Raw genomic sequence first — 24,874 nt, 5'->3', positions numbered from 1 at the left:
CACATCATCGCCTGTTTAGCAGTTAACGAGTAACGCTGCGCGCGCTGGCGGCAACGAATAAAAGTAACGCGGCCAGCAGGCTGAACGCCACCTGCAAGCCAGCGGCGTGCGAAATAAAGCCAATCAGCGCCGGACCGGCCAGTATACCGGTGTAGCCGACGGTGGTCATCGCCGCAATCGCCTGATTCGCCGGCATTGCCTGCTGGTTGCCCGCCGCGGTAAATAAAATCGGTACGCTGTTTGCAGCGCCGAAGCCGACCAGCATAAAGCCCAACAGGGCGGAAGCGACGCTGTCACCCCCCGCCGCCAGAGCCATACCGACCGCCGCCAGCAGGCTGCCGCCGGCCAGCACGCGGGGGCGGCCAAGCGCGGCCACCACGCGATCGCCGGTCAGGCGGCCCACGGTCATGGTCACGGAAAACAGCGCATAGCCCAGCCCGGCCTCGGTGGAAGCCAGCTGGCGCTGCTCGCTGAGGAACAGCGCGCTCCAGTCGAGGATCGCGCCCTCGCTGAGAAACAGCACAAAGGTCAGCAGGCCGAGAAACAGGACCCATCCGCGCGGCAGCACAAACAGCGGATCGCCGCTCTGCGCCGGTTTATCATTCAGCAGATGCGTGCAGCTCAGGGCGAGGAGCAGCCCGATGATCAGCATCACCGACAGCACACCGGTCAGCGGCGTAAAGCCCAGCCACAGCAAGGTGCTTACCAGCGCCGCGCCGGCGATGCCGCCCAGGCTGAAAAACCCGTGAAAGCCGGACATCATTGGCCGGCCAGCGGCTTTTTCTACCGCCACGGCCTGAATGTTCATCGCCACATCGGTCAGGCCAAGCGCGGCGCCAAACAGCATCAGCGCCAGCGCCAGCGTGAGCGGCGTAGCCAGCCAGGCCAGCAGCGGCAGGGCCACCAGCAGGGTGATGACGCTGCTGACAATCACCCGGCGACAGCCGTAGCGGGCCACCAGTGCGCCGGTCATCGGCATGGTCAGTAGCGATCCGACGCCGAGAAACAGCAGCAGCGCGCCCAGCGAGGCATCATTCACTTCGGTGCGGTCGCGGGCATAAGGCACCAGCGGCGCCCAGGCGGACATCCCCATACCGGCGATAAAAAAAATCGCGCGGGTCGCGATCTGCCGGGCCGGCGCGGAGGTGAAGCGATCGGTAACGTTGATTTGCATGCCTTTATCTGCTGAGGTGCGTTTACTCACTGTTTTATCACAAAACCTGACCATTCTGAATAAGTCTGAATAAGAATGGCGGTGAGCCTCTTTTATCGGAGTCAGCGGCGGATGTGAATCAAAAACAGACCGCGGCGCACATTTCCAGAACACTCCTAACACGGCTTGCTGTCAGGCATGCGCAGCGAGCGACGCTAACGGGATAGCGGACGGATCGGACGGCCGGTATGGCGGTGAAAGGGGAGCACCATCACGTTTCATCACAATGTTTCGTTATCTTTCTCTGCGCACGCTCAGCGGCCGCGATGATTTCTCACCGGCAGGGACGGTGGTGCGTTAAGTCAGCAGGGAAAAACTCTTAAATTAGTTTCAGTCACTTAACCTAAACTGCCCATGCGGAGCCCTCTTTTTTTTCACAAAAAATAAACTATTCATACATTTTCAATTAAATTATTTAACTGATTCAGTAAAGATTACTCAATGCATTAGAAAAATTTTTTACGTATATCTTGTTAAGAACTTTCTTAAAACGAGGCCAGAAAGGCCCGTCGCCAAGGCTCATGCCGATTTTTTTGTCATTCAGGTTTGCCTCACCGGGTGAAAACATTCCGCGTCGCGCGGAATCCACACATTTCACATTGTTGGAATTCTGCAGATTATCTGTAGCTTTCTGCCGTGTGTTTCTCTCTGGCTACGGGTGTAAGGGGCTTACATGGCACAGCTTAATCAAGGGCGCGTCGACATCATTTCTCGCAATAACGGCACGCTGACCTCGCAATTCCAGGAGGGGGGATCGCGTTCGGTGCTGTTAACCGAACCCAGCGTCGTTAAAATTAATGGCACGCGCGCGATGGTGGTGGAGTTTGAACGTCAGGGTAATGACTTGATCCTGCATATGCGCGACGGCAGCGTGGTGCGCTATCAGCAGTTCTTCTTTGATGACCCGGAGGGGAACCACAGTGAGCTGGTGTTCGATGACGGGCAGCATCCACCGGAACAGGCGATTTTCCCGGCAGTGGCCGACGGCAGCGATCTGGCGCTGGTCACGCCCCTTACGCCTACCTATGAATCCCTGAGCGGCATCGAGCCTCTGCTACTGGCCGACAACAACATTTCCGGCAGCACGCTGACGGCAGCGGGTCTTGGCCTGCTTGGCCTGGGCGGTATTGCCGTGGCGGCCAGCAGCGGCGGCGGCGGCGATAACAACGACAATAATAACGGCGGTAATCCAGCCAATCCGGGCGCCGGCAGCATTACCCTCAATCCGCTCAGCGGCGATGGATACCTCAACGCGCAGGAAGCGCGCTCAGGAGTGGTGGTTAGCGGTATGACCCAGGGGGTGGCCGCGGGCAGTACGGTGACCCTGACCTTTAACGGCCAGACTTTTACCGCGGTGATCGGCGCCGATGGCCGCTGGCAAACTACCCTGCCGCCCGCGGTGCTGACCGGTCTGGCCGATGGCACCCAGACGCTGACGGCCCGCGTGACCGACAGCAACGGGCAGACCGTTACCGCCAGCGGGCAGCTGATCGTGATAATCAATACGCTGCCTGAGGCGACGCTGAATACGCCGTTCGGCGACGGCATCCTCAACAGCGGGGAAAGCCAGCAGGACCAGTCGCTGACTGGAACGACCGGAGTAAAAGGTTCCGGGCAAACGGTGGTAGTCACCGTCGGCGAGCAGTCGTATACCGGCAGCGTTGATAATGACGGCAACTGGTCCGTCACGCTGCCCGCGGGCGATCTGCAAAATCTGCCTGATGGCACGACGCCTATCGGCGTCACCGTCACCGATCCGGCGGGCAACAGCAGTACCCTTACGCCGCCCGCCGTGGTCACTGTGGATTCGCAGGCCCCAAGCCTGAGCGTCAATCCGATTGCCGCTGATGGCGTGCTGAGCGAAGCCGAACAGGGCAGTCCGCTCACGGTGAGCGGCACCGGCGAGGCCGGTAGCCAGGTGAGCGTCACGCTGAACGGCAAAACCTACACCGCCACCGTCGCGGAGGGCGGCCAGTGGACGCTGGACGTACCGGCGGCGGATCTGAGCGCGCTGGCGGACGGCAGCTACACCCTGAGCGTGGTGGCCCGGGATGCTGCCGGCAACATAACGCAGCAGGATGCGCCGCTGGTGGTGGATACCGCGCCGCCGGTCTTTGCCGTCCAGCCGATTGCCGGCGACGGCATTATCAACGCCGCCGAGCAGGGCGCGCCGCTCGCGGTTAGCGGCAGTGGCAGCGCGGGCGATCGGGTAACCGTCACGCTGGGCGATCAGACTTATACCGCCACCGTTGGCGATAACGGCCAGTGGTCGCTGACCCTCCCCGCCGGCGATCTGGCGGCGCTCAGCGATGGAACCTATCCGGTCACCGTCACGGTGCAGGATGCGGCGGGTAACCGCGCCAGCCAGACCCTGTCGGTGACGGTGGATACGCAGGCCCCGCTCCTGACGCTGAATGCGGTTGCCGGCGACGGTATATTGAACGCCAACGAGCAGGGCAGTCCGCTTACGGTGAGCGGCACCGGCGAGGCCGCTAGCCAGGTGAGCGTCACGCTGAACGGTAAAACCTACACCGCCACCGTCGCGGAGGGCGGTCAGTGGACGCTGGACGTACCGGCGGCGGATCTGAGCGCGCTGGCAGACGGCAGCTACTCTCTGAGCGTGGTGGCCCGGGATGCTGCCGGCAACACTACCGAGCAAAACGTTAATCTGCGGGTTGACACCACCGCTAGCGATTTCACTGTCAATCCCATTGCCGGCGACGGCATTATCAATGCCGCCGAGCAGGGCGCGCCGCTCGCGGTTAGCGGCAGCGGCAGCGCGGGCGATCGGGTAACCGTCACGCTGGGCGATCAGACTTATACCGCCACCGTTGGCGATAACGGCCAGTGGTCGCTGACCCTCCCCGCCGGCGATCTGGTGGCGCTCAGCGATGGAACCTATCCGGTCACCGTCGCGGTGCAGGATGCGGCGGGTAACCGCGCCAGCCAGACCCTGTCGGTGACGGTGGATACGCAGGCCCCGCTCCTGACGCTGAATGCGGTTGCCGGCGACGGTATATTGAACGCCAACGAGCAGGGCCGTCCGCTTACGGTGAGCGGCACCGGCGAGACCGCTAGCCAGGTGAGCGTCACGCTGAACGGTAAAACCTACACCGCCACCGTCGCGGAGGGCGGTCAGTGGACGCTGGACGTACCGGCGGCGGATCTGAACGCGCTGGCGGACGGCAGCTACACCCTGAGCGTGGTGGCCCGGGATGCTGCCGGCAACATAACGCAGCAGGATGCGCCGCTGGTGGTGGATACCGCGCCGCCGGTCTTTGCCGTCCAGCCGATTGCCGGCGACGGCGTTATCAACTTCCAGGAAAAATTTGTGCCGCTGGAAGTGAAAGGTTCCGGCAGTGCAGGCGATCGGGTCAGCCTGATGCTGGGCGATAAAACCTACACCACCGTGGTCAATGAACAGGGCGAGTGGTTGGTCAGCGTGCCTCTGCCTGCGCTGGATGTTCTGGGTGAGGGGCCGGTGGCGGTGAGCGTAAGCGTGATCAATGCGGCGGGTAACCAGGCCACCATTTCAGCGCCGCTGTCTGTCAATACGTCAACTCCTGCACTGTCTATCGATCCGGTCTCCGACGGGTTTATTAACGCCGACGAAAAACAACAGCCTCTGGTCATTACCGGCAAGGGCGAACCGAATTTAACCATCAGCGTGTCCTTAGATAACACCGTTTTTACCACTGTCGTCGGCGAAAACGGGAGCTGAAGCGTGACGATACCGCCGGAGGTACTGCGGTCATTACCGGATGATGAATATACTGTTCGGGTCACCGGCACTAATGCGGTGGGAAATATGAATAAAGCCGATACGCCTTTGACGATTATCGGTGATGCGGCAAACCTGCCGCAGCTGCGCGTTGATGACTTTACCAGCGGTAATGTGCTGGATGGCGCCGAACAACAAAGCGATCAGCCGCTCACCGGTATGACGCTGAACGTCTCCGCGGGGCAGCTGGTGACGGTCACGCTGGGCGAGCAAAGTTACACCGGCGTAGTGCAGGACAGCGGCAGCTGGCGCGTGACGGTACCGGCCGCGGCCCTGCAGGCGCTGCAAAACGGCGAGGCCACTTTTAACGTTAGCGTCAGCGACCTGGCGGGCAATGTCGCAACGGCAGACAAAACCTTTGCGGTGGATAACACACCCCGCGCGGTGGCCATCGATATTACCAGCGGTGATGGCTACCTGAATGCGTCTGAAGCGGCAGCCGATCTGATCCTCAGCGGGAGCACGGCCAACGTTGCGGCCGGGGAGATTGTCACCGTCGTATTTAACGGTCAAACCCTGAGCGCTGAGGTGCAGGCAGATGGACGCTGGAGCACGCAGGTACCGTCCGCGTCACTGCTGGGGCTGAACGATGGCAGTCAGACCATTACCGCTACCGTACAGGGCAACAGCGGGCCGGTCAGCGCCAGCACCACGCTGATCGTGGTGATCAATACGCTGCCCGCTGCGCAGCTGGATACGCCGTTTTTTAATGGCCTTCTCAATCTTGCCGAGCGCGACATTGAGCAGGTCCTTAGCGGCAGTACCGGCGTGACGGGCGACGGCCAGAGCGTCACCGTTATCCTCAACGGTCAGACCTTTACCGGCACGGTCAACGGCGATGGTTTCTGGCAGGTGCTTCTGCCTGCTGGCGTGTTGAGTAGCCTACCCGATGGCGAAGCCACCATCGTGGTGCAGGTGCGGGACGCGGCGGGTAACAGCGATACGCTGAACGCGCCGGTACTGGTGGATACTATTGCCCCCACGCTGATTATCGATCCGGTCAGCGGCGATGGCGTGGTGAATGGCGAAGAGTCGCAGCTGCCGCTGTTGATCACGGGCAGCACCAACGGGGCGCAGGCTGGTACGGAGGGGGTGGTCATCGAATTTAACGGCGAGTTGTACACAGGACCGGTGAATGAAAACGGCGACTGGTCCGTACAGCTGCCGGCCGGAGTGTTGGCCGGTCTGGTCGACGGCACCTATCAGCTGTCGGTCAGCGTCAGCGATCTGGCGGGAAATGCCGCAAAAGGAAGCGCCGGCTTTACGCTGACCACCCTGGTGCTGCAGCCTACGCTCGACCTGCCGTTTGACGATGGCTTCCTCAGCCTGGCCGAAAGCGGCGTGGCGCAGATCCTCTCCGGCACGACGGGTGTCGTCGGTGAAGGCCAATCGGTCAGCATCACGCTCGGGGAGAATACGTATCAGGCGCAGGTCGACGGTCAGGGTAACTGGCGCCTTAGCGTGCCGCCGGAAGTGCTGCAGGCGCTGCCGGAAGGCAGCGTAGCGATCCGCGTCAGCGTCAGCGATGGGGTGGGGAATACCGGTTCGTTAACCCGCGCCGTCACGGTCGATGTGACCGCCCCCACCGTGATGCTGGCTCCCATTGCCGGTGACGATATTCTGAACACGGCGGAAAGTTTGCAGCCGCTGAGCGTCAGCGGGACCGCCTCGCTGAGCGAGGTGGGTGGGACAGTCGTGCTGACCTTTGGCGACCAGACCTACCAGGGGCAGGTACAAAATGACGGCAGCTGGCAGATTGATCTGCCGCCAGAGGTGGTGCAGGGGCTGATGGATGGCAGCTACCCGCTGAGCGTCAGCCTGACCGATCGCGCCGGCAACACCGGCACTGACAGCACCACGCTGAACGTCGCCGCCGGCCCGGGTAGCCAGGCCACCCTGACGATTGATCCCCTCGCGGAAGATAACGTGATCAACCGGGCGGAAGCGGGACAGCCGCTGATTATCTCCGGTACCACGACCGGCGTCGAAGCCGGACGCCAGGTTACGGTAGTGCTGAACGGCAAAACGTATGTGGCGGAGGTGGGTGACCAGGGCTCCTGGCAGCTTACCGTGGGCGCCGGCGATGTCGGCGCGCTGGCGGATGGGGCGCAGACGGTCAGCGCCTCGGTCAGCAATGCCGCCGGCAACCCGGCCACGGATACGCAGCAGATAACCGTCGTCGCCGGGCCCGAGACGCAGCCGCTGCTGACCATTGCGCCAATCACCGGGGATGATGTGGTTAATGCGCAGGAGGCCGACAGCGGGATTGCGATCCGGGGCAGCAGTAAAAATCTGCAGCCGGGTGATACGGTGACGGTCAGCCTCAATGGTAAAACCTACGCGACGCAGATTGATCAGGACGGCGACTGGCAGGTCGCACTCCCTTCCGCCGATGTTCAGGCGCTGGATCAGGGCAGCAACACCGTCAGCGTCAGCGCCAGCGATGCTGCCGGCAATCCCTCCAGCGCCAGTAAAGACTTTGTGGTGGATACGCAGGGTCCGCTGCTGGACGTCACCGTCGGTTTAGGCGGCGACGGTATTCTGAATCTGGCGGAGGCACTGGCAGGGCTGCTGATCAGCGGTACAACCGATGGCAATCTGACCGTCACCGTCACGCTTAATAATCAGAGTTACCAGGCAATGGCGAACGCGCAGGGTTTCTGGAGTCTGACGATTCCGGCCGGCGATCTGCAGGTGCTCAGTGACGGCAGTGTGAGCCTGGGGGTCTCGGTTACCGACGGCAACGGCAACGGCACCAGCCAGTCGATTGATTTCCAGGTGGCGATTAACGCACTGCCGACGCTGACTCTCGAACTGCCGTTTGGCGATGGCCTGCTGAATGCCGCTGAACTGCTGGCTGAACAGCGGCTGAGCGGTCTGGCGACCAATCTGGAGGTGGGAACCGCGATCGCCGTCACGCTGGGTGATAAAACCTTTAACGGTGAGGTGCTGGCGGGCGGCGGCTGGCAGGTGATCCTGCCCGCCGGGGCGTTAGCCGACCTCGGCAATGGTCCCCTGCAACTGCAGGTCAGCGCCAGCGACGCGGCAGGCAATCCGGCCAGCGCGAGCGCCAGCGTTGAAGTCTTGGCCGGGGTCTTGCCAAACGTGACGATCAATCAGCCGTTTGGCGACGGGGCTCTGAATCAGCTGGAAGCCGGGATTGCGCAACAGGTCACCGGCACCAGCGGCATTACCGGCGCCGGGCAGACCATTAGCGTCACGCTTAATGGCATCGCCGTGGCGGCGACCATCAATGATCAGGGCATCTGGCGTGCCACCCTGACCGCTGACCAGCTGCAGGCGCTAACCGACGGCAGTCAGACCCTGAGCGTGACGGTGAGCGATCGCGCCGGCAACAGCGACAGCGAGACGCTGCCGTTCACGGCGATCATCAATACGCTGCCCACGGTGACCATTGATACGCCGTTTACCGACGGTTTTCTGAATGTGGCAGAGTCACTGGCGGGCGGCACGCTGACCGGCAGCACCGGCATTACCGGCGCGGGGCAGCGCGTAGTGGTCAACATCAATGGCACCGCGTATGACGCCAACGTCGACGGCGATACCGGTGCCTGGAGCCTGGACATCCCTCCGGCGCTGCTTACGACTCTGCCGGACGGCGTATGGCCTGTTGTGGTGACGGCCAGCGATGCGGTGGGTAACCGCGACGCGGTATCCAGCAGTCTGACCGTGCTGATCAACGATTTGCCCGAGGTGAGCATCAACCTGCCGTTTGGCGATGGCCTGCTGAACATCGCGGAAGCGGGGGCGGGGCAGCTGCTGAGCGGCAAAACCGGCGCGCTGGGCGCGGGTCAGGCGGTGCGCGTCTCCATTGACGGCGGTGAGCCAATCGAAGCGGTGACCGATGCGCAGGGCAACTGGAGCGTATCGCTACCGGCTGGCTTGCTGACCGGCCTGGCTAACGGAGAGCACACCCTTGCGGTCACCGCGATCGATCGCGCCGGCAACAGCGATGAGGCCGAGCTGGCCTTTATTTCCCAGCTGACGCAGCCGCAGCCGACCATCGATCTGCCGTTTGGCAACGGCGTGCTGAATCTGGCCGAGGCGAATGCCGCGCAAAGTATCACCGGCACTACCGGCGTGGCCGGCACTACCGGCGTGGCCGGCGATAACCAGAATGTGACGCTGACGATTGACGTCGGCGGCATCCAGTACATCGCCGCGGTTGATACGCAGGGCAACTGGACGGTCAATCTGCCCGCCGGCGCGCTGAAAGGGCTGGTGGACGGCGGTCACAGCATTACCATCAGCGTCACCGACGGCGTGGGGAACACCGCCGCGCAGAGCCTCGACTTTACCAACGACTTTACCCTGCCTCGGCCGACGCTGAATGCGCCATTTGACGACGGCTTCCTCAATATTGTGGAGGCAACAAACGGCGCCAGCCTGAGCGGTAGCACCGGAGAAACCGGCCCTGACCAGACGGTGTTGGTCAGTATTGGCGGCGGCGATCCCATTGCGGCCTCCGTCGACAGCAGCGGCAACTGGACGCTGGCGCTGGATAGCGCGGTGCTGGGCGCTCTGGGGCAGGGGGTACAGTCCATCCGCGTGGTAGCGACTGATGCCGCGGGCAACAGCGGCAGCATTAGCGGCAGCGTGACGGTGGATACCCAGGCGCCGACGTTGACGCTGGATACCTTTGCCGGCGACGGGACCCTTGACTACCTGGAGAGCCTGAATGTACAGGTGCTGAGCGGTAGCACCACCGGCGTTGAGGCCGGACGCAGCGTGTCCATTACCCTTGGCGACAGCACCACGCCGATTCTGGCGGAAGTGAAAGCGGACGGCAGCTGGAGCGTCAACCTGACGCCGACGCAGCTGGCCCTGCTCGGCACTGGTGATAGCGGGCTGATTACCGCCAGCGTCAGCGATGCCGCCGGCAATCCGGTCAGCACCCCGCTGTCGGTGCCGCTGAATCTGGTGCCGCCCGCCACGCCGTTGGTCACCCTTGACCCGATCGCCGACGATAACATCGTCAACGCGGCCGAGGGAGCCCTGCAGACCCTGTCGGGCAGGGTTATCGGCGACGGGCCGTTGATCGGAGAGTTACTTGTCGCAATCAATGGCCAGCCGGCGCTACTGGCAACGCTGGATCCCCTCTCTGGAAACTGGACGTTACCGGAAGTTACGCTGCCGGAGGGACAGTATAACGTGGTGGTGACCTACGACTCGCTGTCGGGCGATACGGTCACGATCACCGTGCCGCTGCTGGTCGATCTGATCGTCCCGACGGTGACCATCAACCCCTTTGCCGGTGACAACGTCCTCAACGGTGCTGAAGCCACGGGAGCGCTGGGGCAGACCATTAGCGGAACGGCCTCGCTGGCAGACGTCGGACGCACGGTAAGTATCAGTCTGGGCGGCAAAGCCTATACGGCGATAGTGCAGGGTAACGGCAGCTGGTCGACGACCGTGAGCCCGGCTGATTTACAGGCGCTGGGCCAGGGCCCCCAGAGCATTACCGCCACGCTCACCGATGCGGCCGGCAACGTTGGCACGGCACCGCCGCTGCCGATAACGGTAGATACCGTGGCACCGCTGATTGAGGTGAATGCGCTGCTTGGCGATAACCTGCTCAATGCGGCGGATATCCTGTTGACGCAGCTGCTGACCGGTACGGTGAGCGGCGCGGCGGGTCAGACCATCGGGCTGTATCTGGGCGACGGCGCGCCGATTGCCACGGCGATCGTCAACGAAAACGGCAGCTTCAGCCTTGAGCTGACCCCGGAGGTGCTCGGCAGCCTGACCGATGGTGCGCTGGTATTTGGCCTGCGGGTTAGCGACGCGGCCGGTAACCAGACCGAGGCGACGCTGACGGTCAATAAAGTGGTCAATGACCTGCTGAACCTGACCGTTGACTCGCTGTTTGGTGATGGCACGCTGAATGCGCTGGATACCGTGCTGGCGCAGACCATCAGCGGCGTGGCCAGCGGACTGAACGGCATTGGCGCCACGGTGTCGGTAACCCTCGGGGGCACGGAGCTGACCGCGCGGGTGGGTCAGGACGGCAAGTGGGCGATTGTGGTGCCGCCCAGCGTACTGCAGCTGCTGAGCGACGGCACTCTGGACATTGATCTGACCCTGACCGATGACTACGGTAACACTACCTCGACCAGTGAAACGCTGGTGTCGATCATTAACGTCCTGCCGGTGGTGCCGCAGATCCTCGATCTGTTCGGCGATGGCCTGCTCAACGTCGCCGAGGCGAGCCGCGATCAGACGGTCAGCGGTACGGTCAGTGCCGCCGTCGGCTCGACGGTATCACTGGTACTGGGAACGAAATCCTACCTGACCACGGTGCAGGAGGGCGGCCAGTGGAGCTTGCCGATCCCGGCCGCCGACCTGCAGCAGCTGCTGAGCGGGCCGCTGACCGCGGTGATTGGCGTTGTCGATCCGGCGGGCAACGTGGCCAGCGGGACGGTTAACGTCGGTATCTTTAACCAGCTGCCGGAAATCAGCCTGAACCCGATTTTCGGCGACGGTATCCTGAATATTGCCGATCTGCTGTTTGATCAAACCATCAGCGGCGTGGTGAAAAATGCCGCGGTCGGCACGCTGGTCAAGATTGCTATCGGTGACAGCACCGTCGAGGCCACCGTTGGCAACGACGGCATCTTTAGCGCGAAGGTGACACCGGATATTCTGGGCACCCTGACCAGCGGTAACCTGACGGTTAGCGCCAGCGTGACCGACGTGGCCGGCAACGAAGCCAGCGCCCGCCTTGGTCTGACGGTTAGCCTGACGGCGCCGCGCATTGAGCTGGATCCACTGTTCGGCGATGGCCTGCTCAACGCGGTTGACGCCCTGAGCACCCAGCTGATTAGCGGTACCGTCAGCGGCGTTGCGGCCGGTTCAGCGGTGGCCGTGACGCTCGGTGGCCAAACCCTGCTGACCACGGTAGATGACACCGGACGCTTCAACCTGGCGGTGAACCCTGGCGTCCTGCAGGGGCTGGCCGACGGCAATCTGACGGTGGGCGTCAGCGTCACCGACGGGGCTGGTAATACCAGCACCGCCGGGGCGGGGCTGCTGGTCGGCCTGCGTAATCTGCCCAGCGTCACCCTGAACCCGATTTTCGGCGATGGCCTCCTCAGCATACTGGATCTGCTGACGGCGCAGACCATCAGCGGCAGCGTGAAAAATGCGGCGGCGGGCACGCAGGTGCGGATTTCGCTCGGTAACAGCACGCTAACCGCCACCACCGATGCCGACGGCAAGTTCAGCGCGCTGGTGCAGCCCGATCTGCTGGGCACGCTGCTCGACGGTAATCTGACGGTTGGCGTGTCGGTCACCGATGCGGTCGGTAATACCGCCAGTGCGACGGCGGGTCTGATCATTGGCGCCAGTAAAGTGCCGACCATTGAGGTTGCGCCGGTGTTTGGCGACGGCGTGCTCAGCGCTGCCGATCTGGCTACGGCGCAAAACATCAGCGGCACCACCACCAACGTCAGCGCAGGCAGTCTCGTTACCGTGCAGCTGGGCGGTAAGAGTTATACCACGCCGGTGGCGAACAACGGCAGCTGGACGCTGAGCATTGGCAAGGGGGAACTGGCCGCGCTGGCGAACGGAACGCAGACGGTGACCGTGTCGGTCAGCGACAGCGTGGGCAACACCGCCACCGACAGCGGAAGCCTGAATGTTATCGCTCAGACGCCGCCGACGTTGACCATCAGCTCGGTGTTTGGCGACGGCCTGCTCAACGTGGCCGATGCGCTGGTCAGTCAGACCATCCGCGGGACGGCCACCAACGCCGAGGGATCTACGGTTACGGTAAAAGTTGGCGACCTGAGCCTGACGACGCGGGTGGCTGCTGACGGCAGCTGGAGCGTCAGCGTCCCGCCGGCCAGCCTGGCAACGCTGGCGGACGGCAGTAACCCGGTCAGCGCCACGCTCACCAACCTGGCGGGCAACAGCGGCAGCGGCAGCAGCAGCGTGCGGGTCGGGCTTGATACCGTACCGACGGTGTCAGTCAACACCGCTTCAGTTTTCGGCGGCGATGGCTACCTGAATCTGAGCGAAGCCAACAGCGGCAGCACCCTGAGCGGCAGCGCCAGCAACGCGGCGGGCGGCACGGTCACGGTCAACGTGGCGGGCACGGTCCTCACTACGGCGGTGGGCAATAACGGCAGCTGGAGCCTGACGATTCCGTCGGCGGTGCTGAAGGCCCTGCCGGACGGTGCCCATCCGCTGACGGTCACCGTGGCTGATGCGGTGGGCAATACGGCGGTCAACAACAGCAGCTTCACCTCCGTTGTGCAGAATACGCCGCTGATTGGCGTCGATCCGGTGGTCAGCCTGCTCAATGTCCTGTTCACTGGCCTGACCGTCAGCGGCAGCACCCTCAATCTGGCGCAGGGCACCAAGGTAAACGTCACGATCAACGGCACGACCCAGCAGGCGACAGTGGACAGCGTGGGCCGCTACAGCACCAAATTTACCGGCGCCGGGCTGCTCAGTGCGTTGACCTCCAGCTCGGTGGCCACCGTCTCGGCTACGGACGTGGCCGGTAATCCTTACTCGGTTACGGCGACCCTGCTGCTTGGTTCGCTGCTGCCTCTGGCGCTCAGCGCAGCGGCCAGCAGCGATGAGACGCTGTCGCTGTTTGCCGCCAGTGAAACGATCGGCAGCGACGCCGGGAGTGACACCGCCCGCCGTACCGACGATCTCACGCCGCAGGCCAGCGGCGCGGCGCCGGACGGCACTGAGTCGGCCAGCCGCAGCGATGGTGAGACGCTGAACACCGCGTCGGCCAGCCCTGAGGCCGCCTCGACGCGGCTTACCGACAGTGATGTACCGGGCGCCGCGGCGGTGGACGACGACGCATCCGCCGGGGAAGAACGCTTCAGCATTGGCGGGCTGACCGTCACGCTGGCGGACGGCACGCAGAGCAGCGGCGACAGCGCCGCCGGCGGTAGCGGTGATGATCTGATTGCCGTCAACGCGCTGGACGTGAGCCACATTGACGGTGGGGCGGGCGTGGATACGCTGCTGCTTAACGGCGAGTATCTGCAGCTGGATCTCACCGCGCTGGGGCTGAAGGTGGAAGGCATCGAGATACTGGATCTCGGCACCTCAGGCACCAACGGCGTCAAACTGGATCTGCAGCAGGCGCTGACGCTGACCGACTCACCCGAGGAGGATTTGCTGATTAAAGGCGCGGACGGCAGCCAGGTGACGCTGGCCAATACTGATGGTGGCGTCTGGGCAGCGGTCGGTCAGCGATCGGTTGATGGCCAGGTGTTTGATATTTATCACAACAGCTCGCTGAGCAGCGATAATACTTTAGGAGACGTATTGGTTCAGCATACGTTACAGGTCCACATCGTGTAACAGACAAGGCCGCGGGGGCGGGGCGTCCCCGCGGTGTCAGTCAGGTGAAAACCGCACCGATGCCATTTCAGTAGACAGGGAAACACAATGAGAAAAGCGGTCATCACCTTTTATTTCGGCGCCAGCTGCGCGCTGATCAGTGGCACAACCGTGGCGGCGCCCGAAGCGCCAACCGCCGAATTTAACTGGCGTGCGGCGCCTACGGAGGAGCAGGTCGCGGCGCTGTCGCTGCGCGAAGCGATTCTGCGTGCGTTTGCCCGCAACCCGAAAATCAGCGAAGCCGCCGCGCAAATCCGCGTCGGTGATGCCGACCTCGATGCGGCTAAAAGCGCGTGGTATCCGCAAATTTCTCTGCAGGCCAGCGGCGGTCGCTCTCAGCAAACAGACTCTTCTGGCAGCCTGAATAACAGCGCTTCCGGTGGCATCTCACTCAGCCAGCTGCTGTACGATTTCGGCCGCACCGGCGGGGCCATTGATGAGCAGCGCTTCCTGGGCGATGCCTATCGCTTCAATCTGTATGACACCATGACCACGGTGGCGCAGGACACGCTGCGCGCCTATCTGGAAGTCAAACGCTATCAGGCGCTGGTGGTGTCCGCGCGTGAAAATATTGCTTCACTGCAGCGGGTTGAAGGGATCGCTCGCCTGCGCGCCGATGCCGGGCTCAGCTCGCAGTCAGACGTGCTCCAGGCGCAGACGCGGCAGGCCGCCATGCAGGCGACCCTGGAGCAGTACCGCGCTCAGCAGCGGTCATCGCAGGCACAGCTAACGGTGCTGACCGGCGTGGTGGCCGATAACCTGCCGGATTTACCGAAAAGCCTGCTCAATCAGCAGATAACCCTCGAGCGCATCGCCTACGAGAGTAGCGCGGCGGTACGCAGCGCGCAGGCGAAACAGCTGGCGGCGCGCGAGCGGGTACGCCAGGCAGCCTCCAATCACTGGCCGACGCTGCGCGTGCAGGCGGCCCGCACCCGCTATGAAAACGATCAGCGCGCCTACTGGGACGATCAGCTGCAGCTGCAGGTGGAAGCACCGCTGTATCAGGGCGGTCTGGTCAATGCCAAAACCCGCGCCGCCGAGGGGGATCGGGAGGCCGCCGAAGCGGCTATTCAGCAATCTAAACTCGATATTAACCAGCGGGCTTCGACCGCCTACGCCGACATGATTGGCGCTCAGCAGCGCGAACAGGCCGGCGATGCGCAGCTGGCCAGTGCCGAGCACACCCGTAGCGTGTACGCCGACGAGTACCGGCTGAATAAGCGCAGCCTGAACGACCTGCTTAGCGTCGAGCAGGACGTGTTTCAGGCGCAGAGTATGCGGGTGATGTCGCAGTACGACGGCTGGGACGCCACCGTGCGCTATGCGGCGGCAGTCGACAATCTGCTGGATATGCTGGGTATCGATCGCGAAGCCAGCAGCGGACAAACGCTGCCTTCGCTTTAATCAGTGGATAAGGGGCGCAATGAAACCGGAACGCGGAACAACAGACAACGCCATTGACGCCATGCTGCGGATCGCGGCGCGGCTGGGGAAACCGGCCGATGCGAAAAATCTGCGTCAGCAGATGCGCTGGTTTGAACATCTCAGCCAGCCGAAACAGCTGGAGCGGCTGGCCGGTCTGCTGGGACTGCACCTGACGTTCACTGCGCACACTCAGCTGCGCTGGCGGCCGGAAATCGTGCCGGTGCTGCTCTGCCTGCAGGAGGGCGGGCTGGCCGTAGTTGAAGAGGTGCTGGAGGAGGAGCGGGTACGCTACTGGCTGAGCGAGGGTGGCGACGTGGTCCGCGAGGGCGATTTGGGCGAGCTGCTGGCGCAGAGCCAGCTGCAGGTCGGCGTCGCCGGGGTGGCGGCGCGCGGTCGCGATGCGCGTATTGACGCATTTGTTCAGCCGTGGCGTCAGCACTGGTTCTGGCACAACTTTAAAGGCATGGGGCGACGGATTGCCGAGATCTCGCTTGCGTCGGTGGTCAGCAACGTGCTGGCGCTGGCCGGCATTCTCTTCTCGATGCAGGTGTATGACCGGGTGATCCCCGCCCAGTCAGAATCGACCCTGTGGGTGCTGTTCTTCGGCGTGCTGTTCGCCGCGGCCATTGAGTTCCTGATTCGGCTGATGCGCACCCAGGTCTCCGATTTAATGGGCAAGCGCATTGACCTGAACATCTCCGCGATGCTGTTTGCCCGGGCGATGAATATTCGCAACGAGGCGCGGCCGAAATCGACCGGCTCTTTTATCTCGCAGCTGCGCGAAATTGACCAGGTGCGCGAGCTGCTCACTTCGACGACCGTCGGGGCCGCGGCTGATATGCCGTTTGTGCTGCTGTTTCTGTTTATCATGGCCTTTATTGGTGGACCGCTGGTGATTGTGCCGCTGGTGGCGATCCCGCTGATTGTTATCCCCGGTCTGCTGGTGCAGATCCCGATGGCCAAACTGGCGAAAGAGGGGATGCGTGAAGGGGCGCTGCGTAATGCGGTGCTGGTAGAAACTATCGAAGGGGTGGAAGACATCAAGGCGCTGCAGGCCGAGCCCTATTTTCAGCGGCAGTGGGAGCAAAACCACGAGGTCAGCGCGGCGATTGGCATGAAGCAGCGGCTGTGGGGCGCGCGCCTCAGCGGCTGGGCCTCGACCGTGCAGCAATTAACCTACGCCGGAATGCTGGTCTTTGGCACCTACCTGGTGCTGGCCGGCGATATCACCACCGGTACGCTGGTGGCCAGCAGTCTGCTCTCTTCACGCACGCTGGCGCCGCTGATGCAGCTGACGATGGTCTTCTCCCGCTGGCAGCATGCGAAAACCGCGATGAACGGACTGGATGAGCTGCTGAAGCGGCCGCTGGACCGTCCGGACAGCGACGACATTGCGCACTGTCCGACCCTCGCCGGTCACTACGAGATCCTGAACGCCCAGTACACCTACGATGAAGAGCAGCGTAAAAACGTGCTCAGCGTCGCGCGCCTGACGATCAAACCCGGTGAGCGGGTAGCGATCCTCGGTCGGGTCGGGGCCGGTAAATCGACGCTGCTAAAGCTGCTGGCCGGACAGGCCACCGCTCAGCAGGGCAAGGTGATCGTTGACGGCGTGGATATCAAACAGATCGACCCGGTGGATTTACGCCGCCAGCTCGGCTGGCTATCGCAAGACTCGCGGCTATTCTTCGGCAGCCTGCGACAGAATCTGATGCTCGGTAATCCCCACGCCAGCGAAGCCGAAATGCTGGAAGCGCTGCGGGTCAGCGGGGCCATTTCGCTGGTGAAGCAGGATGCCGCCAGCCTCGATCAAATCATCAACGAAGGCGGGCGCGGCCTCTCTGGCGGACAGCGCCAGATGGTGCTGCTCAGCCGGCTGATTCTGCGCCAGCCTCAGGTGGTTCTGTTGGATGAACCCACCGCCGCGATGGATGAGCAGCTGGAGGAGCAGGTGATTGCGCGGCTGCGCGAATGGCTTACCGGGCGCACGCTGGTGCTGGTAACCCACCGTCCGGCGCTGCTGAAGCTGGTGGATAGGGTAGTGGTCATGGACAACGGTCGGGTACTGGCCGATGGTCCACGCGATGAGATCCTGCGCGCCGCCAGCGTCCGCCCGGGCGCGACGGCCAGCGCAGCACGGGGAGATGCGGCATGAATCTGATTATCGATAAGCAGCTCAAAAGCGACGAGCGGCGCGGCTCGGCCATTATCTGGCTGTGCGCCGCCGCGCTGGGGATCTTCGTGCTCTGGGCCTCGTTTGCGGTGCTCGACGAGGTCACCGTTGGCACCGGCAAGGTGACGCCGCTCACCCGGGCGCAGGTGATCGAGTCGCTCGATGGTGGGGTCGTACAGCAGCTGAACGTGAAGGAGGGCGATATCGTGGAAAAGGGGCAGGTGTTGGCCCGGCTCGACCCCACCCGTTTTCAGTCTAACGCCGGGGAAGCCGCGGCGCGGGTGCGCACGCTGCGCGCCTCCGCCGAACGCCTGAAGGCGGAGCTGACCGGTGCGCCGCTGCGCTTCAGTGCGGACACCCTGACTTCGCCAGAGCTGGTGGCGCGCGAAACCCAACTGTATCAATCCCGCCGTCGCGATCTAACCGAAACGGTGAAAAACCTCAGCGATGCGCTGCGGCTGGTACAGGACGAACTGCGGATGACCCAGCCGCTGGTGGCCAAAGGCGCCGCCGGCGAAGTCGAGGTGATCCGCCTCAAGCGCCAGGTCAGCGAGCTGCGCGGCAAAATTGATGAAGCGCGAAACCAGTATGCGGTGCGCGCCCGGGAGGAGCAGGTTAAAAACAACGCGGACCTGGACGCCCAGCTGCAGGTGCTGACCGGCAAAGAAGATCAGCTCACCCGCGCCACCCTCTACTCGCCGGTGCGTGGGATTGTAAAAGACATTCAGGTAACAACGGTGGGGGGAGTGCTGCAACCGGGCGGCAAACTGATGGAAATCGTGCCGCTGGAAGATCAGCTGCTGATTGAAACGCGGATCAATCCCCGCGATATTGCCTGGATCCGTCCCGGACTGGCGGCAACGGTAAAAATTACCGCTTACGATACGGCGATTTACGGCAATCTGCCCGGCGTGGTGGAAACCGTATCGCCGGATACGCTGCAGGATGAAGTGAAGCGCGATCAGTACTACTACCGGGTCTACGTGCGCACCGACACCGCAGAACTGACCAATAAAGCGGGGCGCCGTTTTCCGATCGTACCGGGGATGGTGGCGAGCGTCGACATCAAAACCGGACAGAAATCGGTACTGGACTACCTGCTCAAGCCGCTGAATAAGGTGAAGGAGTCGCTGCGCGAGCGCTAACCGGTTGCTGGCATCGCCGGGGAGCAGACAAAGAAAAGCCGAACGCAAGGTTCGGCAAGAAAAAATAAAGGGTGTCAAATGCATTCGGGGTGAATGACGGTAATAGTGAAATAAAATGATGATAGCGAGGCGTATTTTATTGATCCGACCGCATGGGCGTTTAACTTTCAGTGCTTAGAGTGGGTGATCTTCATAACAAATTGATTTTAATAGTTTATAACTGATTTTTGTGGGAAAAAATTGTCTGTTTATCAGCTTTATCTGATTGTCTTCTGCGCAAAGTTTACGTTTTGCCATACCTGGGCTCTATAATGAAACATCTTCATGTATTTGGTAGCATTTTCTTGATAGATTATTTCCTGACCCGACATAACATGCGTAAACTGACTTAGTTTTACAAGTTAGTGGCAGTGGCATATAAAAAAGAGGGTAAACCATGAAAAAACGCATTCTCTCCCTGTGCATTCCCGCACTGCTGGCCGCCGGATCCGCCGGTGCTGCAGAAATTTACAACAAAGACGGCAACAAACTTGATCTGTTTGGAAAAGTGGACGGTTTGCACTATTTTTCTGACAATGATGGTAGCGACGGCGATCAGTCGTACATGCGCTTCGGGCTCAAAGGAGAAACGCAAATCTCCAGCCAGCTGACCGGCTACGGCGAGTGGGAATATCAGGTGGCGCTGAACAATGCTGAAGCGCAGGGTTCGGCTGACAACTACACCCGCGTCGGCTATGCCGGGTTACGCTTTGGCGAAGGCAGCTCGTTCGATTACGGCCGTAATTACGGGGTTGCCTACGACATCGGTGCCTGGACTGACGTGCTGCCGGAGTTCGGTGGTGACACCTACGGCGCCGATAACTTCCTGTTTCAACGCGGCAGCGGCATGGCCACCTACCGCAACAGCAACTTCTTTGGCCTGGTGGATGGCCTGAACGTCGCGCTACAGTATCAGGGCAAGAATGATAACCCGACCGAATCGCCCGGAGGTCGCAGCGTGCTGGGTGAGAACGGCGATGGCTGGGGCATGAGTACCACCTACGATTTAGGCCAGGGCCTCGGCATTGGCGCCGCGATGTTCCAGTCCGACCGTACCCGTGCGCAAAACGGCCAGACGCCGGGCAGCGCGGCAATCCTCGGGCGCGGTGACAAAGCGCAGGCTTACACCGGCGGCCTGAAATACGACGCCAACAATCTCTACCTGGCAGCGATGTACACCCGTTCTTACAACGCAACCCGCTTCGGCGACGCCTCCGCGACCGCGTATGGCTATGCTAACAAGGCGGATAACTGGGAGCTGGTTGCGCAATATCAGCTCGACTTCGGCCTGCGTCCGTCGCTGGCGTTCATCTCATCCCGCGGTCACGACATTGAAGGCTACGGCAGCCAGAATCTGAAAAAGTACGTTGATGTTGGCGCGACTTACTATTTCAACAAAAATATGTCCACCTATGTCGATTACCAAATCAACCTGATGGATAAGAGTACGTTCACCGATGCCGCCGGCATCAATACCGACGACATCGTTGCGCTGGGGCTGGTGTACCAGTTCTAACCGGCCAGCGCGGCGGGTAGTGGGCGTGCGGAGTCATCGCACGCCTTTTTTATGGCTGCGCGGCGGGATCGCTCTCCGCCGCCGGCTCCTCTCTTTCCTGCCAGCGCTCGACGTCAAGCCGCGCCCCTTCCATAGCGGTACCGGCGAGCGTAAACGCCGAATATTTGATTAATAGTTGGTGTAACCGGCTAAGGGTATCATGGCTAAGGATCATGGCGAGTCTCCTGAAGGGCTTGGGTGAGGTGATACCAAGCAGGAGTTGTGCCAGGTTGATAACGCGCCGCCCGCGCCGGCGCGACCAGCTAATCGCACGCAGTGGCTCCCCGAAAAGCGGCGCCGCTGCACCGTTATGCAGCAGCGGGTGTTATCTGCGATGTGGCGGGCGGGGCAGGCCGCGACGGCGCTGGCCGCGCAGGTACTTGTAGCCGCAGAAAATGACCAGCGCGCTTAGCAGCAGGATCAGCAGGATATTTTGCATCATCAGGAGCCTCATTCAGCGTACGCATTGACAGGCGGCCGATCCTCGCGCGGGTAAGCTTTGTGGTCAAGGCGCTCAGCGACAATTCAGAATCGGATGAGGGCGTACAATGGCGGCTTTTACCACAGCCACAGGAACACCGTATGGGAAACATCCTCTGTCGCACCAGCATCGCGCTGGCCCTTATTCTTCTCACCGCCTGCGACGGCGCCCCGCCGCCCGCGCAGGTGCTGGAGGGGAAAACCATGGGCACCGTCTGGCGGGTTAACGTCGCCGGTATTGACGCCGCGCGCGCCGCGGCGCTGCGGCAAAAAATTCAGCAGCAGCTGGATGCCGATGACCAGGAGCTGTCGACCTGGAAAGCCGATTCGGCGCTGTCGCGCTTTAATCAGTATCGCGGCAGCGAACCGCAGCGGGTCAGCGAGAACATGGCGGATATCATCACCCTGTCGCTGCGTATTGGCCGCAAAACCGACGGAGCGATGGACATTACGCTGGGTCAGCTGGTAAACCTGTGGGGGTTTGGTCCGGTTAAGGCACCGCCGACAACGCCGGACCCGCAGGCAATTGCCGCGGCGAAAGCCGACACCGGCCTGCAGTATTTGCGGGTGATACAGCGCGACGACGGACAGTATCTGCAAAAAACGCTGCCGGCCCTGTCGGTCGATCTCTCTACGGTGGGAGAGGGCTTTGCCACCGACCATCTTGCGCGACTGATGGAGCAGGAGGGGCTCACAAACTATCTGGTATCGGTGGGCGGTGCGGTGCTGACGCGCGGCAGTAACAGTGGCGGCCGTCCGTGGCGGGTAGCAATTCAGAAACCGACCGATCGCGAAAATGCCGTGCAGGCGCGGATTGATCTGCAGGGGCACGGCATCAGCACCTCCGGCAGCTACCGCAACTATTATGAACTGGACGGGCAGCGCATTTCGCACGTTATCGATCCGCGTACCGGTCGTCCGATAACCCATAAACTGGTGTCGGCGACGGTGATTGCCACCACCGCGCTGGAGGCCGACGGCTGGGATACCGGACTGATGGTTCTCGGCCTTGAGCAGGCGAAGGCGGTGGCGCTGCGCGAGAAGCTGGCGGTCTATCTGATCAGCAAACGGGGCGATCGCTTTGAGAGCTGGATGTCGCCGCAGTTTGCCGCTTTTCTGATCGAGAACTAGTTGCTACACTGGGGATCCATCCAGTAATTAGCAGGTGAATCATGCTCGATCTGTTTGCCGGCGAAGCGCCCTGGCAGGAGCCGCTCGCCGAGGGAGCGGTGGTGTTCCGCCGGCGGGTGCGCGATCGGGGGGCCGCGTTTTTACAGGCGATTGATGAGATAGCCGCCGCCAACCCCTTCTGGCACCGCATCACCCCTGGTGGCCACGTGATGTCGGTGGCGATGACCAACTGCGGCGAACTGGGCTGGGGCAGCGACAGCCACGGCTACCGCTACGAGTCCGCCGATGCGGCCAACGGGCGCCGCTGGCCGCCGATGCCCGCGCTGTTTCGCCAGCTGGCGCGCGAGGCCGCTGACGATGCGGGCTTTGCCGACTTCACCCCCGATGCCTGCCTGATTAACCGCTACGCACCGGGCGCAAAACTGACCCTGCATCAGGACAAAGACGAGCGCGATCTGCGCCAGCCAATCGTTTCGGTATCGCTGGGCCTGCCGGCGGTATTTCTGTTTGGCGGGTTGACCCGCGAAGCCGCCTGTCAGCGTCTGCTGCTGGAGCACGGTGACGTGGTGGTGTGGGGCGGCCCGTCGCGCCTGCGCTATCACGGTATTCTGCCGCTGAAACCCGATCGCCATCCGCTGACCGGTGAGTACCGCTTCAATTTAACCTTCCGTAAGGTGCGCTAACCCCTGCTCAATAACGGTTGCACTCGCCGGTGCCGCCAGTAAACTGCCTGCTGCTGATTTGCTGAGGAGCCGGGTTATGGCGTTATTAGGGGTGGTGTATCGTCAGTATCGCGGCGCTTTTCTGGCCGTGCTGCTGCTCAATCTGCTGGGGGCCGGGCTGGGTATTGGCCTGATTGCGTTCATCAATCAAAAGCTGATTGTGGCCACCGGGGGAGCCGGCGGCGTACTGCCCGGTTTTATCGCGCTGCTGCTGGTGCTGATGGCGGTCACGCTGGCGGGCCAGCTGGCGCTGACGCTGCTCGGCCATCACTTTGTCTGGCGCCTGCGCGGCGAGTTCATTAAGCGAATGCTGGATACCCGCCTGGAGCGGTTGGAGCAGATAGGCAACGCCGAGCTGCTGGCCGGGGTGACCAGCGATGTGCGCAATATTACCGTGGCGTTTGTGCGCCTGCCGGAGCTGCTGCAGGGGGTGATCCTGACGCTGGCCTCCGCCGTTTACCTGGCATGGCTGTCGCCGAAAATGATGCTGATCACCGCCCTGTGGGTCGCGGTGACGCTGGTCGGCAGCTGGCTGCTGGTGTCGCGGGTTTATCGCCACCTTGCCGATACCCGCGAGGCGGAATCCCGCCTGTACGCGGATTATCAGACACTGATCGAAGGGCGTAAGGAGCTGACCCTCAACCGCACGCGCGCGGCGCAAATCTACCAGCAGGTCTATCAGGCCAATGCTCGCGAATACCGCCACCACATTGTGCGCGCCGACACCTTTCACCTCAGCGCGGTAAACTGGTCAAATATCATGATGCTCGGCGCCATTGGCATGGCTTTCTGGATGGCCAACGGCCTCGGCTGGGCCGATACGGCGGTGGCGGCAACCTACTCGCTGACCCTGCTGTTTCTGCGCACCCCGCTGCTGGCGGCGGTGGGTGCGCTGCCGACCCTGCTCAGCGCCCAGGTGGCGTACCGCAAGCTGGAGGCGTTCGATCTGGCGCCGTGGCAGCCGGGATTCGCGCCGGTGCAGGCCCCCGCCGACTGGCACACGCTGGAGCTGCGCAATCTCTGCTTTGACTACTCCGACGGCGGCTTTCGCGTCGGACCGATCAATCTGACCCTGCGGCGCGGCGAGCGGGTTTTTCTGATTGGCGGCAACGGCAGTGGTAAATCGACCCTCGCGCTGCTGCTGACCGGCTTATATACCCCGCACAGCGGGGAGATCTTGCTGGATGGCCAGCCGGTGACGGCGGCGATGATGCCGGATTACCGCAGCCTGTTTTCCGCGGTGTTTACCGATGTGCACCTGTTTGACCGGCTGATTGATGCGCAGGGGGCGCCGGCGGATCCGGCGCGGGTCGACGCCTGGCTTCAGCGCCTGCAGATGGCGACGCGACTGCGGCTGGCGGGCAACCAGGTGCTGTCGCTCTCGCTATCAAAAGGACAGAGTAAGCGACTGGCGCTGCTGCTGGCCGCCTGTGAAGGCCGCGACATTTTGCTGCTCGACGAATGGGCGGCGGATCAGGATCCGCATTTCCGTCGGGTGTTTTATCATGAGATCCTGCCCTGGCTCTCAGCGGAAGGGAAAACCGTACTGGCGATCAGCCACGACGACCACTATTTTGCCCAAGCGGATCGGCTGCTGGAGATGCGCGCCGGCCAGCTCAGCGAGTTGCGCGGCGAGGCGCGGGAACAGGCCAGCCGCGATGCGGTGTCCCGCACCGGGGAGCCGGTGGGGCACCCCTGAGTTTGCCCAACGCCGGCGTGCGCCGCGTCGTTGGACGCGGCGCGGATTGCGCAGGCGGGGGAATCATAAGCCTTTGCGCGAGACGCTGAATAATCGTTCGCTGCGGATAAGCTTTGCGCCA

Annotated in this window: 11 protein-coding genes; 9 read left to right on the top strand and 2 right to left on the bottom strand. The window is 62.4% G+C overall.

The window, feature by feature from the left end; translation table 11 throughout:
- Positions 1–22: 22 nt before the first annotated feature.
- Positions 23–1,174 (bottom strand): MFS transporter, encoded by a 1,152-nt coding sequence (locus BS626_RS04980; protein ID WP_075181292.1) that lies wholly within the window; start codon positions 1,172–1,174, stop codon positions 23–25.
- A gap of 712 nt (positions 1,175–1,886) precedes the next feature.
- Here BS626_RS04980 and BS626_RS18090 point away from each other — a divergent pair.
- The 6 genes from BS626_RS18090 (at position 1,887) to ompC (ending at position 20,682) form a co-directional block, all read left to right on the top strand.
- On the top strand, positions 1,887–4,934 hold the full coding sequence (locus BS626_RS18090) for an Ig-like domain-containing protein (protein ID WP_083615900.1): 3,048 nt from the start codon (positions 1,887–1,889) through the stop codon (positions 4,932–4,934).
- Positions 4,935–4,937: 3 nt separating this feature from the next.
- Complete coding sequence (locus BS626_RS04975) at positions 4,938–14,345, top strand: Ig-like domain-containing protein (RefSeq protein ID WP_083615899.1); 9,408 nt, start codon at positions 4,938–4,940, stop codon at positions 14,343–14,345.
- 87 nt (positions 14,346–14,432) lie between these two features.
- Complete coding sequence (locus BS626_RS04970) at positions 14,433–15,788, top strand: TolC family outer membrane protein (protein WP_075181291.1); 1,356 nt, start codon at positions 14,433–14,435, stop codon at positions 15,786–15,788.
- Positions 15,789–15,807: 19 nt separating this feature from the next.
- Complete coding sequence (locus BS626_RS04965) at positions 15,808–17,964, top strand: type I secretion system permease/ATPase (protein ID WP_075181290.1); 2,157 nt, start codon at positions 15,808–15,810, stop codon at positions 17,962–17,964.
- A complete protein-coding gene (locus BS626_RS04960; RefSeq protein WP_075181289.1) occupies positions 17,961–19,127 on the top strand; it encodes an HlyD family efflux transporter periplasmic adaptor subunit in 1,167 nt (388 codons plus the stop codon). Before BS626_RS04965 ends, BS626_RS04960 begins: the two co-directional genes overlap by 4 nt.
- A 436-nt stretch (positions 19,128–19,563) precedes the next feature.
- On the top strand, positions 19,564–20,682 hold the full coding sequence (ompC, locus tag BS626_RS04955) for a porin OmpC (RefSeq protein ID WP_075181288.1): 1,119 nt from the start codon (positions 19,564–19,566) through the stop codon (positions 20,680–20,682).
- 49 nt (positions 20,683–20,731) lie between these two features.
- Here ompC and BS626_RS18565 read toward each other — a convergent pair whose 3' ends face one another.
- The gene (locus BS626_RS18565) at positions 20,732–20,896 is read right to left on the bottom strand and encodes a hypothetical protein (protein WP_170870435.1); all 165 of its coding nucleotides are present in this window, start codon (positions 20,894–20,896) and stop codon (positions 20,732–20,734) included.
- A 407-nt stretch (positions 20,897–21,303) separates the two neighbouring features.
- Between BS626_RS18565 and apbE the strand changes: the two genes are divergently transcribed.
- From apbE to BS626_RS04940, 3 genes are all read left to right on the top strand, one after another.
- Entirely contained in the window at positions 21,304–22,332 is a 1,029-nt protein-coding gene (gene apbE / locus BS626_RS04950) for an FAD:protein FMN transferase ApbE (protein WP_075181287.1), read from the top strand.
- A gap of 41 nt (positions 22,333–22,373) precedes the next feature.
- On the top strand, positions 22,374–23,015 hold the full coding sequence (alkB, locus tag BS626_RS04945; RefSeq protein WP_075181286.1) for a DNA oxidative demethylase AlkB: 642 nt from the start codon (positions 22,374–22,376) through the stop codon (positions 23,013–23,015).
- Between the two features lie 76 nt (positions 23,016–23,091).
- Complete coding sequence (locus tag BS626_RS04940) at positions 23,092–24,753, top strand: multidrug ABC transporter permease/ATP-binding protein (protein WP_075181285.1); 1,662 nt, start codon at positions 23,092–23,094, stop codon at positions 24,751–24,753.
- Positions 24,754–24,874 lie beyond the last annotated feature (121 nt).

The organism is Pantoea sp. 1.19 (assembly GCF_001922585.1).
Classification (GTDB): domain Bacteria; phylum Pseudomonadota; class Gammaproteobacteria; order Enterobacterales; family Enterobacteriaceae; genus 1-19.
The sequence above is the reverse complement of the archived record's forward strand: the minus strand, read 5'-3'. Positions and strand labels throughout refer to the sequence as shown.